This is a genomic window from Exiguobacterium sp. 9-2, assembly GCF_036287235.1.
GTDB lineage: Bacteria > Bacillota > Bacilli > Exiguobacteriales > Exiguobacteriaceae > Exiguobacterium_A.
The window spans coordinates 1083197-1099158 of sequence record NZ_CP142850.1; the positions used below are offsets into that span (position 1 = coordinate 1083197).

The 15962-nt window shown below is 47.8% G+C and carries 15 protein-coding genes and 1 other annotated feature; of the genes, 7 read left to right on the plus strand and 8 right to left on the minus strand.

What is annotated here, in order from left to right; all coding sequences use genetic code 11:
* Positions 1–38 precede the first annotated feature (38 nt).
* Positions 39–243, plus strand: a binding site (T-box leader).
* A gap of 60 nt (positions 244–303) precedes the next feature.
* Both VJ374_RS05550 and VJ374_RS05555 read left to right on the plus strand, forming a co-directional pair.
* A complete protein-coding gene (locus VJ374_RS05550; protein WP_329470463.1) occupies positions 304–1953 on the plus strand; it encodes an aromatic amino acid hydroxylase in 1650 nt (549 codons plus the stop codon).
* A gap of 51 nt (positions 1954–2004) precedes the next feature.
* The gene (locus tag VJ374_RS05555; protein WP_035408781.1) at positions 2005–2535 is read left to right on the plus strand and encodes a pyrophosphohydrolase domain-containing protein; all 531 of its coding nucleotides are present in this window, start codon (positions 2005–2007) and stop codon (positions 2533–2535) included.
* A 60-nt stretch (positions 2536–2595) separates the two neighbouring features.
* Here the strand turns inward: VJ374_RS05555 and VJ374_RS05560 are convergent, their stop codons facing one another.
* The 3 genes from VJ374_RS05560 to VJ374_RS05570 form a co-directional block, all read right to left on the minus strand.
* A complete protein-coding gene (locus VJ374_RS05560) occupies positions 2596–2892 on the minus strand; it encodes an MGMT family protein (RefSeq protein ID WP_329470467.1) in 297 nt (98 codons plus the stop codon).
* On the minus strand, positions 2889–3857 hold the full coding sequence (locus VJ374_RS05565) for a cation diffusion facilitator family transporter (RefSeq protein WP_329470469.1): 969 nt from the start codon (positions 3855–3857) through the stop codon (positions 2889–2891). The genes VJ374_RS05560 and VJ374_RS05565 overlap by 4 nt, the downstream gene beginning before the upstream one ends.
* Before the next feature lie 117 nt (positions 3858–3974).
* Entirely contained in the window at positions 3975–4460 is a 486-nt protein-coding gene (locus VJ374_RS05570; RefSeq protein WP_035408773.1) for a pyridoxamine 5'-phosphate oxidase family protein, read from the minus strand.
* A gap of 163 nt (positions 4461–4623) precedes the next feature.
* Here VJ374_RS05570 and VJ374_RS05575 point away from each other — a divergent pair, with 163 nt between their 5' ends.
* Entirely contained in the window at positions 4624–5634 is a 1011-nt protein-coding gene (locus VJ374_RS05575) for an LLM class flavin-dependent oxidoreductase (protein WP_308101251.1), read from the plus strand.
* Positions 5635–5653: 19 nt separating this feature from the next.
* Here the strand turns inward: VJ374_RS05575 and VJ374_RS05580 are convergent, their stop codons facing one another.
* Positions 5654–6922, minus strand: a complete 1269-nt coding sequence (locus VJ374_RS05580; protein WP_329470471.1) for an MFS transporter — start codon at positions 6920–6922, stop codon at positions 5654–5656.
* Between the two features lie 120 nt (positions 6923–7042).
* On the opposite strand from VJ374_RS05580, the gene VJ374_RS05585 reads away from it, so the two are divergent.
* Complete coding sequence (locus VJ374_RS05585; RefSeq protein ID WP_329470473.1) at positions 7043–8233, plus strand: helix-turn-helix domain-containing protein; 1191 nt, start codon at positions 7043–7045, stop codon at positions 8231–8233.
* A 29-nt stretch (positions 8234–8262) separates the two neighbouring features.
* On the opposite strand, the gene VJ374_RS05590 is transcribed toward VJ374_RS05585, so the two are convergent.
* Together VJ374_RS05590 and VJ374_RS05595 are read right to left on the minus strand one after the other, a co-directional pair.
* Entirely contained in the window at positions 8263–8442 is a 180-nt protein-coding gene (locus tag VJ374_RS05590; protein WP_329470475.1) for a hypothetical protein, read from the minus strand.
* Positions 8443–8530: 88 nt separating this feature from the next.
* Entirely contained in the window at positions 8531–9964 is a 1434-nt protein-coding gene (locus VJ374_RS05595) for a C40 family peptidase (protein ID WP_329470477.1), read from the minus strand.
* A 195-nt stretch (positions 9965–10159) separates the two neighbouring features.
* Between VJ374_RS05595 and VJ374_RS05600 the strand changes: the two genes are divergently transcribed.
* Both VJ374_RS05600 and VJ374_RS05605 read left to right on the plus strand, forming a co-directional pair.
* Complete coding sequence (locus tag VJ374_RS05600; protein WP_308101254.1) at positions 10160–11872, plus strand: ABC transporter ATP-binding protein; 1713 nt, start codon at positions 10160–10162, stop codon at positions 11870–11872.
* Between the two features lie 124 nt (positions 11873–11996).
* Positions 11997–12857, plus strand: coding sequence for a DUF4003 family protein (locus VJ374_RS05605; protein ID WP_308101255.1), 861 nt, complete (start codon positions 11997–11999; stop codon positions 12855–12857).
* 80 nt (positions 12858–12937) lie between these two features.
* Here the strand turns inward: VJ374_RS05605 and VJ374_RS05610 are convergent, their stop codons facing one another.
* The gene (locus tag VJ374_RS05610) at positions 12938–14185 is read right to left on the minus strand and encodes a lysine N(6)-hydroxylase/L-ornithine N(5)-oxygenase family protein (protein ID WP_056060509.1); all 1248 of its coding nucleotides are present in this window, start codon (positions 14183–14185) and stop codon (positions 12938–12940) included.
* A gap of 76 nt (positions 14186–14261) precedes the next feature.
* Positions 14262–15392: a S1C family serine protease gene (locus VJ374_RS05615; RefSeq protein WP_035408750.1), complete on the minus strand. Its 1131-nt coding sequence runs from the start codon at positions 15390–15392 to the stop codon at positions 14262–14264.
* 205 nt (positions 15393–15597) lie between these two features.
* Between VJ374_RS05615 and VJ374_RS05620 the strand changes: the two genes are divergently transcribed.
* Entirely contained in the window at positions 15598–15948 is a 351-nt protein-coding gene (locus tag VJ374_RS05620) for a DoxX family protein (protein WP_035408747.1), read from the plus strand.
* Positions 15949–15962 lie beyond the last annotated feature (14 nt).

Genomic DNA, 15962 nt, shown 5'->3' on the forward strand with positions numbered 1-15962 from the left:
CTAAAAGCATAACAGTATAACAGCATAACAGAACGAAAGATTAAGCGATGATGAAACCGAAGTAAAGACCATCTCCCTGTTTCAGAGAGCACGTGGCGCTGCGAACGTGTACACAGATGGTGTTGAATTACAGTTTCTGAGCTTCTTGCGTAAGCGAGCGGAGCAAACCGTTATCCCGATCATGAGTGACTCAGTCGATGACTGGGTAATCAGGGTGGTACCGCGGCTTTCGTCGCCCCTGTCGAACAATATGTTCGGCAGGGGCTTTTTTGTTATCTATCATTCATTCAAGGGGGAACTCATATGTCTACACCAATCATTCCAAGTCATTTACGTCCACACGTCGCACCACAGCACTACGAAGACTACACACCAACGGATCATGCCGTTTGGAGATACGTCATGCGACTGAATTTAAATACATTACAAGATACAGCACATCCAGCATACCTCGAAGGGCTTGCTGCATCGGGCATCAGCCCGGAACGGATTCCAGATGTACGTGAGATGACAGCGAACCTAAGCCGTGGAGGCTGGGGAACAGTCGCTGTCGATGGTCTCATTCCTGGCGTCGCCTTCTTCGATTTCCAAGGACATGGTTTATTACCGATTGCGACCGACATCCGGAAGGTCGATAACATTCTCTACACTCCAGCACCGGATATTCTGCACGAAGCAGCGGGGCATGCACCGATCTTAATGAATCCGGTCTACGCGGAATTCGTTCGTCGCTTCGGTGAGATCGGGGCACATGCCTTTAACCATAAAGCCGAGCATGACGTATTCAAGGCACTCAAGAAATTGACGATCGTCAAAGAGAGTCCATTCTCGACGCCAGCCGATATCGAGCAAGCTGAAATTGAGCTTGCGGAGACACGGACACACGTCAAAGGGATTTCGGAAGCGAACGAAATCTCACGTCTGTTCTGGTGGACGGTTGAATTCGGTCTGATCGGTGATATCGACAACCCACAAATCTACGGGGCAGGTCTTCTATCATCAGTCGGTGAAAGTCGCCATTGTTTGACGGACGCGGTCGTTAAACATCCATTCTCGCTTGAGAAAGCACTTGCGACGAAACATGACGTGACGAGCATGCAAAAAGAACTCTTCGTCTGTGAATCGTTTGAACAACTCCGCGACGCACTTGAAGAATTCGCTCAATCGATGTCCTACATTCGCGGTGGCATCCACGGACTGACGAAAGCCGTTGAATCGGGCAATCTGTCAACGCTCGTCTTCGACAGCGGTCTCTCACTCGTCGGTGTTCCTGAAACGCAAGAAATTCACGATTCGCTGCATATCGTCAAACTGACTGGACCGACAGCGTTGGCTGCAAACGGTGAAGTGTTGACAGGTCAAGGACTTGCAGATCATCCGGAAGGCTTTACACTCCTTCACGGCAAGGAATTGAACGAAGTATTGATGCAAGTCAAAGTCGGTGAACGTCTCGACTGGGCGGAAGGAAATGTTCACGTCACAGGTGACATCACAGCAATTCAAAACGTCAATGGTCACCGGGCACTCGTCGTTTTAGAAGCAGCAACGCTCTCGAACGATGGGAAAACGATGACGATGGACCGGATGGAATTGATCGTCGGTGACATCACGTCAGCATTCCCGGGAACGGAAGTTGAAGCACTGAAGCCAATTCCAGAAACGATCGAGTTCGAACGAATCGAGCGTCCGTTGACAGCGGCTGATCCAATCTTTGAAGTTGTTCGTGAGATTCGCGAAGGACGTGCTGGTCGGGAACGGTTGCCGCAACTGATCGACCAGACACTCGTCCAGTTACCGGACGCTTGGTTACTCCGCCTCGAATTACTTGAGTTAGCGGATGAAGTTGACCAACCACGTCTGGTCGCTGATCTCGAGCGTTTAAAAGCAACGTCCGCACAGCGAGATGAATTAATCACGCGCGGGATGGCATTACTCGACGTCGTTCATCAATGAGTCGAACTCCGGTTCTGAACCTGTTAGAATGGAGACATTCGGTAAAAGGGGATGATCGGTATGACAAATTATTATCAAGACGTAAAGGAATTCCACCGTGTGTTTTCACACCCTGGTGCAACGACGCCAACACCAATGACGGTCGATCGTGGAATCAAACGCTCGACCTGGACGGCAGAAGAAGCGGTCGTTGAGTTCTTGCATCAAACGGCGACAAGTGAAGCAGAGTTCCTCGAGGCGATCGAACGTTTCAAGTCAGGGCTTGATACAGCGGTCGAAAAATCGCTCCAGATGAAACAACCCGAAACAGATGTCGAACGACTCGTTGGACAAGGGGATGCCTTGACGGACGCGCTCTACTTCATCATGGGAAGCTTTGTTGAGATCGGGCTTGATCCGGCTCCATTGTTTGAGATCGTTCAACGTGCCAATATGGCGAAGCTTGGACCGGACGGAAAACCAATCTTCCGAGAATCTGACCAAAAGGTCATGAAACCAGAAGGCTGGCAACCACCGGAACCACAGCTTGAAGCAGAAGTACGTCGACAAATTGCTGCGGCTTCGAGTATGTCAAAAGCTTGATTCAAAATAACAAAAAGAGGGATGACTGGTACATACACCGGTCATCCCTCTATTTTTCATCTATTCACTTCTTACTTGATAACGCGATAAATCGAGTTGACGGATTGTAAGGAACTCGACACCTTCTGCTTCAAGTGCCAGCCGTTGTTCATCGCCTTCGAGCGATAGTTTTCCGCCAGCAGCAAGCACGCGGTGCCACGGTAGACGTTCCGTCTTACTCATGCTGTGAAGAATTCGCGCCACTTGTCGTGCGCTACGCGGATGACCGGCGAGTCGAGCGACTTGCCCGTACGTCATGACCCGACCAGCAGGAATCGAGCGAATGATGGTCAGAACATCTTCCGTAAAGGGAGTCATGACTCGTCAGAAACGACGACGTACTGTTGAATCTTATCGTCTTCGTCAAAGCCGATCGTCACATCGATGATGCCTTGTTGCAAACGGATCTGAAGTTCAAGGCGGTCCTTGATGTCGTCTGCTTGAGCGATCGTCAACGTCGGATCAACTTCGATTTCAACTTCGACGTGGAAATGATCGCCTTCTTTAATAACTTCCAGTTTACTAATGTCTTTGACGTCTGGGTCTTTCATAATCAGTCCGCCGAGACGTGCTGCCATCGTCTCATCGGCTTCACCAAGTGCACCAGCTGCGTTTTGCAGGAAGACGTTTCCGACGACGTAAAACATCATCAGCCCGATCAGGATCGAAGCAATTCCTTCTGCCTGATGAAACGGTGTCACATGTGAGATGATGACGGCGATCATCGCGACGATTCCGCCAGCCGTTGCGACTAAGTCTTCAAGGAACACAAGGCGTGTCGCTGGTTTTGCTTGCTTCAGTGACCGGAAGCTGTCGAGGATGAGGCGTGGTCCTTTTGAGTCCAATTTCGCATCATGCGCGATTTCCTGCATTGCTTTAAAGAACACACCACTTTCTAAGACGACCCCTGCGAATAAAACGGATAACGTGATCCAGAAGCCTGTCGATTCTGTCGGTTCGATGATATGGGCAATCCCTTCATGAATCGTTTCGTAGGCCATGATGCCGACAAAGAGGATTGCGCCTAACAAGACGAGATTGACGAGACGACCAAAGCCATTCGGGAACCGTTTCGTTGGTGCTTTTTTACTGAGGGCAGAACCGATGAAGACGAAAAATTGATTGGCAGCATCCCCGAGCGTATGCATCATTTCGGCGAACATCGCGACATTTCCCGTCAGGACGTAGGCAATTGCCTTGATGATGGCGATGATAGAGTTGACGATGCCTGCCGTCAACGCAGACCGGTTACCCCGGCGTAATAACGTGAAAAATTCTCCCATGATTGTACTCCTTTTAGTTAAGTTACGTATTAGTTCATTTTATTATGTTACATCATTTTGAGAAAAACGACTATCTTCACATGAAAAAACCCACGCAAGCTGCGCGGGTTTAACTCGTCAAGATAAGTCGACTGTTTTATTGATTTCGTTCTCATCGTCTTTGCCGACGACTTTCTTCAAGACTTGTTTGACGGACTTTGTCGTGTTTCCTGTTTCCCAGTACTCAGCAGCTTCCGTGTTGACCTTGATCAAGACGACTTTCGGATCTTCGTATGTCGTTCCAAGATATGCTTCGTAACGTGGGCTCCAGAGCTCTTTTTTTCGTTCGATGTCTTCGACGAGTTCTGCTGTCCCACGAATCGAGACGTATGATTTGTCGACGTACGCGACGTTAACACTCGGATTCTTAAGTAATTCTTGATACTTGTCCGTTTCTTTTGAAGTGAGGAACCAGAGGTCACCATCAAATTCAATATCCTGCGTTTGCATCGGACGCGATACGAGTCCTTCTGCTGCAATCGTCGTCAGCATCGCTGTCTCGATTTTATCGATCAGTTTCTTGACCGTTTCGACTGCTTCTTGATTCGTAGTATGCGTTGACATGTAGCTCCACCTCATTCGTTAGATTTTTATGCTCACGTAAGGATTGTTCCCTGAATTTTAAAATAAAAACGTCCCCATGACAGAAAGAAGCAGTTTCGTTGCACGGTACAACGAGGAGGCGTACAGTGTAGGTACGCATTCGAAAGAAAAAGGAGAGACATATATGAAACTTAGTATTTTAGACCAATCCCCGGTCTCTAAAGGACAATCCCCATCTGATGCCTTACACGAAACGGTCGAGCTCGCGAAAATCGCGGACGAACTCGGTTATCATCGCCTGTGGGTATCCGAGCACCACTTTGCAAAAACCCTAGCCGGTTCGAGTCCGGAAGTCTTGATCGCGTATATGGCAGCCGTGACAAAACAGATTCGCCTTGGTTCAGGCGGCGTCATGTTGCCACATTACAGTGCCTACAAAGTTGCGGAGAACTTCCGTGTCCTCGAAGGACTTGCTCCGAACCGGATTGATCTCGGTCTCGGTCGGGCACCAGGTGGTATGCCCCTTGCGACGCGTGCGTTACAAGAAGGTTCGTCGCCACGGTTTGGTGGAGCTGATTATGGTGAGCAACTTGATGATCTCGTCGACTACCTGAAAGACGGGGCACCTGCCGGACACCGGTTCGCGGGACTCGTCGCAACACCAGAAGTCGATACGACACCAGAAGGCTGGTTGCTCGGATCAAGTGGTGGTAGTGCCTTGAACGCCGCACAACGCGGATTCGGATTTGCCTTTGCTCACTTCATCAATGGACAGGGTGGTCAGGAAGTAATGGATTACTATCGTCATAATTTCATGGCGACGTCGTTTAATGAGACACCACAAACACTCGTTTCGATCTTCGTGACATGTGCCGAAACGACGGAAGAAGCAGAACGTTTGGCGTCAAGCCTTGATTTATCTCTGCTCTTACTCGAAAAAGGGGTCTCGTCAACAGGAACGCCGACACCGGAAGAAGCAGCAGCGTATCCGTATACGTTCCAAGATCAGTTCCGGATTGCTGAAAATCGGAAACGGATGATCGTCGGTAACCCGGAATCCGTTGCGAAACAATTACAAGAGCTTGCCGATTCATATGGAACGGACGAAGTGATGATTGCTTCGATGATCGCAGACAAACAAGCAAAACAACAATCATTAAAATTAATCATGGACGCTATCAAAGCGACAGTCTGATTTATACGCACGTCCTTTCTCACGAAGTGAGGGAGGACGTGTTTTTTGCGTCTACTACTGGAATGCGTTCGGATACGATGTCTTTACGCAATCGGAAGAATCCGAATAACGCTGCACCGAACAAGCCGACTGTACCGACTGCAAGTAGCACGATGATAGACACATGATCACTCAGTAAACCAAATAATAGGGTACCAATCGGCATCATCGCCATGGCGACCGATTCAAGGACACCGATGACACGCCCGAGGTAAGCTGGATCAGTCTGTTTTTGCACGATGAGTTGTAGCGGAATGTTCATCCGTAAGACGAGCATGCCGTCGATGAACAATAGAATCATGAAAAAAGGTAGTAGTAGAGCAGAGGGAACGTAGCCGAGTAAAGCAAGTGCAGGAAGCGCATAACAAGAGGCGATCAAAAAGAGCGACTCGAATATCGTCCGTAACGGACGTTTCACGGTAAAGCGAGGTAAGGCAAGAAGCAACGAAGCGACAAGAAGACCGGCACCCAGTGCGGACTCGACCAATCCAAACCGAAATGGCGTGAATTGCAGTCGATCGAGCAAAACGATTGGTAACAAGATTTCGAAAGCAACAAAAAAGAAGTTCAGGACGATCGCCATCAGGACGAGTGTCGTCAATACTGGTTGACGGAACAGATAGCGGTAGCCTTCTTTAAACTCCGAGATGAAAGACGGAGTATCGGTAGTAACCAGAGGAGAGGTATCCACTGCAAGAAAGCGGAGGCGGCTATTCCACCAGGCAGCAGAAGCAAACAAGAGAAACGGTAAGATCAAGAATTGCGTGATGGAGACAGTGGCGATAAGCAGTCCCGCAACGAGTGGAGCAGTGATCGTTGAGGTCGATTGAATCGTCGAGAAGAGGGCGTTCCCGCGTTGTAACTCCTCTTCTTGTACGAGTCGCGGTAACGAGCTTGATAAGGTAACGGACAGGAACGTCGACAGGCTCGTTAAGAAGACACTCGCGACGATGTAATGAATAGTATGTAACGGAGCTTGTAGCGAATAGAGCAAGAGTCCAAATAAGACGAGTGCACTTAGACTCTCGGTCGTGACGATGATGCGTTTCCGATTCCAGCGATCAGCAAGGACACCAGCAATCGGTGAGAGCAAAATCCGTGGCACCGATCCTGCAAGCAGGACGAGCGCAAACTGAAAACCAGACGATGTTTCCCGTAAGACGGTCAGTCCGGCGACGAACGTAAAGAGACTAGCCGCAAATAACGAACAAAACTTTCCGAATAAGACACGTTTTAAATTAAATGACATCCTGTTCACTCCTTCAGAGTTAAATTTTATTGAACTTTAGTGTAGAATAAAGGAGTGGAAAGAAAATGTAAAGTTAAAGTTCAATAAAATTTAACTTTTAGGATAAAAGGAGTGACCGGTGTGTTAGGGGAACGTATCAAACAGATCCGAAAACAGAAAAAAATGACGCAAACGGACGTTGCGACCGGTATTATTACGAAGTCAATGCTCAGCATGGTCGAGAATGGGAAGGCGACACCGTCTGTTCCCGCATTACAGGCGATTGCTAGACGATTACAGGTGACGGTCGAAGAATTAATGCTCGATCCACGCGATGTTCAAATGCGGGAACTTATCGAAACAATCCGTTCGCGGGATACCCCGTATCATTCGGACGAAAAAGTTCAGGAAATTCTGCGCCCATATTTAGTTCCAGAGACAAACTCTTACTGGCAAGGACAGGTCTTTCAGGAATATGGTGATGCCTTCCGAACGACGGATCCAGAGCTCGGTTTAACATATTTCGAGAAGGCGGAGCGAGTTTTTCAACAGCTCGGTCGTCAAGATGAGCAGCTGCTCGTTCAGATCTCGAAAGTCTATTTTTTATTCAATCTCAAACGGACAAAGGAAGCGTATGAGCTGATCGAAGCAATGGATGTACCACGCGAGATTCCACTGGCGCCAAAAACCTATTTAAATTTCCAAATCTTACGTGCACTTCGAGCAAGTTTGTTCGATGATCACTATACAGAAGCGATCGCCTTATTGCGTGAAGGGGTTCAGTATATGCGGGAGCAAGATGTCTATTATCATGTCATTTCGTTTCAACGTTTCCTCGGATTGTTTTTATATCTAGAAGGTGAAATCGAACAATCACAGCAAGAGTTTGATCGACTGGAGCAATTTTTTGCATTTAGTGAAACGACTGCCGTCGGACGAATCGAAGTCGATTTGACGAAAGGACTCATTGCGATTTTTGAAAACGATACGGACGGCATGCAGATGGCGTGGGAAAAACTCGTCACTGTGGCGATCGATGACGCGAAGCATTACATCGGACAACTCGAAGTCCATCTCCTTGTGAACGGCATCGAATTACCGAATCAGACGCTTCAGCAGAGCGTCGATAAGATATGGGAGATGCAAGATGCCTGGCTAGCGGCGAGTGGATTTGACCAAGCGATGATGCTACAGACGCTCATACTAGCGATGCAACAAGGTGTCGGTCATGAACGGCTGGATGATGTCTTGCGATTGAAGGATGATCTTCAAAGTGAACGCCTCAAAGGCGATCTTGAGCGAGAGATACAAGCATTGGTTAATGTTCAATGACGAAAAAACAGGCATGAAGCGAGTGCGCTTCATGCCTGTTCGTGTGAGGATGTCGTTCTTCTGAAAATTAATAAGACGCATGCAAGGACGGAAACGATCAAGTGCCCGATATAGACGTCACCCGTCTGGACATAATGCAAGAGCATCGAGCCACCAAAAATCAATAAGGCAAGAAAGAGAAGTCGGACATAAAGTGTTTTGTAAGACATACAGACACATCCTTTCCATATCCAGTATATTCCAAAGAGGGGTGTTAAGACAAAAAACATCCACCCCGAGGGATGGATGAGGAAATGATTAAAGTGATTTAAAGCCTAATAGTTTTTGCGTCCAGTAACGTTCTGAAAGACGGCTGATGCCAAGAGCTGGTTCATTTGCATGGATGAACTGGTCGTTGTTCAGCATGATGCCGATATGTGTTGGACCAGCGGCATAAGTGTTTTCGAAGAAGATGATATCGCCGCGTGTTGGCTGACGAAGTTTCGAAAGTTTCGCCCCAAGATAACGGTCATCATTCCAGTAACCGTTGACGTTCGTCCGTCCGACAGAATAGCCAGCAGCATTCAACGTGTAATTGATGAAACCAGAGCAGTCGAAGCCACCGTTGACTGGATTGCTTGAGCCCCAGCGATATGGCGTTCCAAGATATTGTTGCCCAATCGAAATCGCACGTTCCATCAATGTTGAACCAGGAACGTTCGTTACCGGGGGTGTCGTTGGAGTGACCGGAGGCGTCGTCGTGACGGATCCCGTCGTGATGTAACTCTTCGCGACATAGTAAAGACCAGTTCCAATCTTGATCTGGTACCAGCCGCTATCTTTTCCTGTCGTTTCACCCGTGACATTGACTGTCGAACCGTGTCCGACTTGTGTGAAGACTTTAGACGACGTCGAAGGTAACGTACGGACATTCAATCCAGTTGGTGCGTTGACGCGATACGTCTTCGAAGCATCAACCGGCGTCAAAGAGACTCCAGGCGTCGTCGGCGTTGTTGGTGGTGATGCTTTTGTTGAAGCTTTGACATAGGTCGAAGCGACATATGCTTCTTTTCCGTCGAGCTTGACTTGGTACCATGAATCAACGGCACCTGTGACATCAAGAATCGTTTGATGCGGTAATGTCTTGTAGATTTTTGCATTCGTCGCTGCAGCAGTCCGAGCATTCAAGCCTTCCTTCGCATTAACCGTGTAGACTTTCGATCGATCGACCGCTTTAACGACTTGTTTGACGGGAGTCGTCACTGGTGGTTTGGAATCCGTCATGACGTTTGATGTCTTTTTACTGACTAACGTCGCATGGACATAGGCCGTTTGTTTCTTATATGTGATTTGGTACCAATCACCTGATTGTTTCTGAACAGTCAAGACAGTATTCTTTGCCAGTTTTCCGAGTGATTTTGAACTCGTCGTTGCTTTTTGCCGGACGTTGACGGCATCGGTGTTCGTTATGTAGGTCGTAGTTGTCGGAGCCTTTTCCGTCGTTGCTTTGACATATGCTGAAGTAATGAAAGCTGGTTTCGACTGATAGCGGATTTCATACCAGCTGTTGACTTTCTTGACAGCTGTCAGCTTCGTACCTTTTTTTAGCGTCGTGATGACCTTCGCGGAAGTCGAGGCAGCCGTGCGAATGTTGACGTTATCCGTCAAAGTCAGTGTCGTTGACGCGGCTGAAACCGGAACCGTGGTACCGACCAAAGCGAGCGTCGTGAGGGCGAGAACAGTCTTTTTCACGTGACATAGCTCCTTCCAAGAGATAGGTGAAAATCGTTGTTACCATTTTGTCATAAAAAGTGCTGATTCCCCTGAATTAAAAATATAATTTTTGTCTGGAAAACTGTAATACCGTTTTTCAAAAAAACGAATAGGTAGAAGGAGTATTTTCAAAAAAGTTCAAGTACACTAGAAGTACTCGGAAGGAGGATACACATGTTACACCGTTTTTATCAGTATTATATCCCGCATAAACGTTTATTCTGGCTCGATTTTACGTCTGCCTTATTCGTAGGGATTTTAGAACTTGCGTTTCCACTCGCAGTTAAATGGTTCATCGACTCCTTGTTACCAAACGGAGAGATGAACTGGATCATCCTTGTCAGCGTCGGATTATTGGCGTTATACGTCATCAGTACGCTGATGCAATTCGTCGTCAACTATTTCGGACATAAGCTCGGGATTAATATCGAGACCGATATGCGTCGTCAGTTGTTTAGTCATGTCCAGAAACAGTCGTTTCGTTTCTTTGACAATACAAAGACGGGTCATATCATGAGCCGGATCACAAATGACTTGTTCGATATCGGGGAACTAGCCCATCATGGTCCGGAAGATGCGTTCATTGCCGTCATGACCTTGCTTGGTGCATTCTCGATCATGCTGACGATCAATGTGCCGCTTGCCCTCGTGACGATCATTGCTGTGCCGTTCCTGATCTGGTTGATCAGTTATGCGAACGTTCGGATGAATAAATCATGGGACCGGATGTACGGTAACATCGCGGAAGTCAATTCACGCGTCGAGGACAGTGTTTCCGGTGTCCGTGTCGTCCAGTCGTTCACGAACGAAGCTTACGAAATCGAGCGTTTTGAAAAAGACAACGCAACGTTCCGTCAGTCGAAGATCAATGCCTACAAGGTCATGAGTAAGAGCCTGTCCGGCATCTACTTGACGACTCGTTTGATGACACTTGCCGTCTTAGTCGTCGGTGCGTACCTGACATATCGCGAAGCCTTAACGGCAGGAGAACTCGTCGGCTTCATTCTCTACATGAATATCTTATTGAAGCCAATCGATAAGATCACGGCATTGCTTGAGATGTATCCGAAAGGGATGGCGGGCTTTAAGCGATTCCTTTCGATGATTGATGAAGATGCGTCCTTACCTGATGCGCCAGATGCGCTCGTCGTTGATCGCTTGAACGGTGGCATCACCTTCAAGGATGTCGCATTCGGATATGAAGCGGATCGTCTAATCTTAGAACACATCAATCTGACGGTCGAACCTGGTCAGACGGTCGCATTCGTCGGAACATCCGGGGCAGGGAAGACGACGATCTGTTCTTTGATTCCACGTTTTTATGATGTTCTAGATGGCGCAATCACAATTGACGGAATCGATATCCGGCAGATGACGAAGGAGTCTCTGCGTCAACAAATCGGTATCGTCCAGCAGGATGTCTTCTTGTTCTCAGGGACGATCGCTGAGAACATCGCCTACGGTGATCTGAATGCAACGCACGAAGACATCGTGCAAGCGGCGGAACGTGCCCACCTCGGACCGATGATCGCGGATCTTCCAGATGGGTATGCGACACAAATTGGCGAACGGGGACTCAAGTTATCGGGTGGACAAAAGCAACGACTTGCCATCGCACGGATGTTCCTAAAGAATCCACCGATTCTGATTCTGGACGAAGCAACGTCTGCCCTTGATACGGAAACGGAAGCACTCATCCAAGAGTCGCTGGCCGAACTGTCTGAGAACCGGACGACCCTCGTCATTGCGCACCGTTTAGCGACGATCCGGAATGCGGATAAGATTTTCGTCGTCACGAAAGACGGGATCGTCGAAGAGGGCTCGCATGACGAGTTGATGGATCAAGGTGGTTATTTCTCCCGTTTGTTAGAGAGACAACGAGTTTGAATCGATTTGAAAGAATGTAAAAGCAATGGACATGTTCCGTTGCTTTTTTTGTGCGTTTAAAAATATGATTGTGCAAGCCATTTTTAGGGAAAACGATGCATAGAAAAGAAGGAGAGGTGGAAGGATGTACGGTCAATTCTGTGAGAATTATGATGAGAGCTATCCCGTCTTGCGGGAGGAATCGTCACATGATTTCCATCGTTTTTTTGCGCTGTCCTACACGATTCACGATACTGTCTTTGAGCAGAATGTCTACGAACGTCTGATGCGAACGATCAAACACAAGACATCTCGCTTTTCAGCGTTACGGAGCCGCTATACACCATTGCTCGTTGCCCATGTTCAACTGAATAGCATGGATCCTGATGTCCTCATCGAAGAAATCATCGTCGCTGAAAAGAAGATTAAACATCGATTGATTCGTGATAAAGGAGTCCGACCATTTTTTGCACTCAATGAAGTACTGAACCGTCGACAAGGGATTGATGCGTTTCCCTACATGGAACGCTTGCATGCGACACGACCACATCTGAATGCCGCGAAGCAGTATGTCGTGACATCGACTTTGCTTGAACAGCACCCACTACCAGATACGTTTTTAGAACGCGTTGATACGTTTGAAGAGTGGCTTGCGCAATATATGGAACGGACGAGTGAACGTGTCATTACGGCGCAGATCTTAGCAGCGCATCCGGATGCGTCAGCGCAACAAGAACGAATCGTTGCTTGGCGGGAACTACTTGAACGGCGAGAAATCATTATTTGGGATCGTTTAATGCCGCTTCTTGCGTTATTACCATCGATGGAACGTGTTGATTGGATTTACGTGACCCGGATCGTCGATCGGGAGCGAGCACGGAATCGTTTTTCAGACGAAGTCAACTGGTTGATTGCCTTTCATCTGTTACTGGCTAAATCAGGAGTGACACGGGTGCAAGCTACGTTATTGTTACTGGCTGCACTAGAACTAACGAAAAAACCGTGACGTGAAGCATTGAAATAGACAAAACGGACGAGGTATGGCGCGCACCATACCTCGTCCGTTTTACTGTATGCTCATCTGACTTAATCAAACGTCGTAAACGTCGCATGTTGTTCGACCGGATAAAGTTCCGTACCGGCGACAGCGTTCAAGATCAACTGATTCCGCGAAACAGACATGCCGAGATTATCAGCTGCTGGACCATGTGATAACTCTAAATTAGCGGTTGCGTAAAGATGATGCGCCGTCTCGACGGAACGCACGATTTGATAGTCCGCGTCGACTTTCCAAGCGTTGGGTGCTTCGAACACGATATCGAGTCGATCAATGAAGCTTGGAAGGGATGGCGAAAAGCCGGTTGCCGCGATGACAGCATCTGTTTTGGACGAGCGTTCATCTTCGAGCTCTTGATGTTGCATCGCAATCGTGAACCGTTCGTCATAGGTAATCTTTTTCACTTCAAGATTCGCGCGAATCGCGACTTGTTGCTGTTCTTCTTCCGTCAAATCATAGAGGTGGGCATAGATCGATTGCAGGGTCTCTGGACTGATGCCGTTCTGAGACCGGGCGAATTTCTTGACCGACTCTTGTCTTACTTCGAGTGGGAGTTGGTTGAAATACGTCACATAGCTCGGTGAAAAAATTTCTTCTCCGAGTTTACCGGTCTCGAGTGTCTCAAACAGTGTCGAACGCGCAATCCATTCGAGTTCAGGACGCTCTGGAGCAGGTGTCGTCAAAAGATCAAGGAAGATCTCGGCAGCACTTTGACCGGAGCCGACGATACTGATTTTTTTGCGCTGCAACAGTTCTGCCTTGTTCATGACATACTGTGTATTGTGAATGACACGCTCGTCAAACGTGTCTGGAATCGCGGGCTTTGAGCCAGTACCGATGACGACGTTCCGTGCTTCGAACGTTTCCCGTTTACCAGTTGTGACATCTTCGACGAGGACCTCGAAACTATCACCGGTATCTTGCACATCGACGACGCGGGTTGAAAATCGTAAATCGTTAAGCTGTGTCGCCACCCAGCGTAAGTAATCATTGTAACCTTGTCTTGAAATCAGAAGTTTTTCATAGAAGTAAAACGTGTGGAGACGTTGGATCGATCGTAAGTAATTAAGGTAAGAAAATGCGCTCGTCGGATCAGCAAGTGTGACGAGATCGGAGATGAAGCTTGTCTGCATCATCGAGTCCTGAATCATCATGCCGGGATGCCATGAGAATTGTTCGCTTTCGTCAAAAAATAACGTTTTTAAATCTGTCGGATGAGCCAGTGCGCTCAACCCTAAATTCATCGGACCAATGCCGATGCCGATTAAGTCATACATAGAAAAAGCCTCCCAATTCGATATTGTTCTAAAACAATACCCGAAAAGGAAGGCGGACGAAACGTCAGGCTGAAGTTTACAGCTGGTCGGTCGTCGTTGTTTTTGTCTCGACCGTCATCGTTTTTCCGTCACGGATGATTGTCAGTGAGAGTGGACCGTCTGATTTGATGAGTGCCGTTTTGATATCGACGAATCCTTTAATCTCGGAGTCGTTGATTTTCGTGATCACGTCACCTGTTTTCAGTTTAGCCGCAGCGGCTGGACTGTTCGGTTCGACTGACATGACGACGACACCTGTTTTTTGACTGTCTGGTAAGTTAACTTGATCTTTTAAATAACCAGCAGGGAACGCCGCCACATCTTGTAAGGAAACACCGAGTGTCGGATGTTCGACTTTACCGTTCGTCTCAAGTTGTTTGAGGATTGGTAATGCATCATCGATTGGAATACTGAAACCGACACCTTCAACACCCGACTCGGCAATTTTCATCGAGTTGATACCGACGAGTTGTCCTTGTTCATTGATCAAGGCACCGCCTGAGTTACCAGGATTGATCGCGGCATCCGTCTGGATGACCGTTGTATTAAAGTCGTCTTGTCCATCGTTATTCGTATCGACCGGTACAGTCCGGTCTTTCGAACTGACGATTCCACGGGTAACGGAGTTTTGGAATTCACCAAGCGGATTACCAATCGCAAGGACAGTCTGTCCGGCTTTTAAGTCAGCCGATTTCCCGAGTGTGATGACGCCTGGAACGTCGTTTGCGTCGACTTCTAACACGGCTAAGTCATACGTTTCGTCACTACCGAGTAATTTGGCTTGCAGTGTTTTACCGTTGTTAAGTGTGACATCGAGTTTTGATGCGCCATCGACGACGTGGTGGTTCGTAATGATGTATGCTTTTCCATTCTCTTTTTTATAAATGACACCAGATCCCGAGCCGGCAGCTGCTTCTTTTTGCGACATCGCATTACCGGTTTGATAATTCGTCACCGTTACAACGGATTTTTGAGCAGTGGCGACTGCATTCGTCACTGGATCATTCGACGTCGTCGAGACTTGTTTTGGCATTCCGTTTGAGAGTGGTGTGTCCGCGACCTGTTGTTCTTGATCGAGTAAAATCGGAAACGCGATCGTTGCCGTCAGAACGGCACCGATGATTCCTCCAGTCAATCCAGGTAAAAGTCCTTTTGTTTTTCCAGCCATAAGTCGTCATCCCTTCCTGTATGATTTCTGACTTCATCATAGCAAATGAAGCGACTTGTCACCTGATTACGGGAGACATTCCGAAATGACTCATCATTCCCCATAATTCGACGACAATTTCTAAAAGTTGAGATAATCGGATCAGTTCGATACACTGAAGCTGTTTCGAATGAATCCGTAAAGTGGAAAGAGAGAGTGAAAGATCATGCTATTACGTTTAGTCTATGGAGCAGGATTATTGTTTGCGGGAGTTGGTCATTTCCGCAACGAGAAAGGGTTTGTCAGCATCATGCCGTCGTTCATTCCGTTCAAGCGCTTTTTCGTCCAAGTAACGGGTGTGATCGAGATCGCTTATGGTCTCATGCTATTGACAGGAAAAGGAGTACATCTCGTTCGTAAGACGCTTCCGGCCTTTTTGTACGCGGTCTTACCGGCAAACGTCAATATGGCCGTCAATCCGAAACCGGTCAATGGGAAGCGCCTTCCATCATGGTTGCTCTGGACACGTTTGCCGCTTCAATGGGGACTCATCGCCTTGGCCAAACGCCTGAAATGAATCGGAACAAAAAG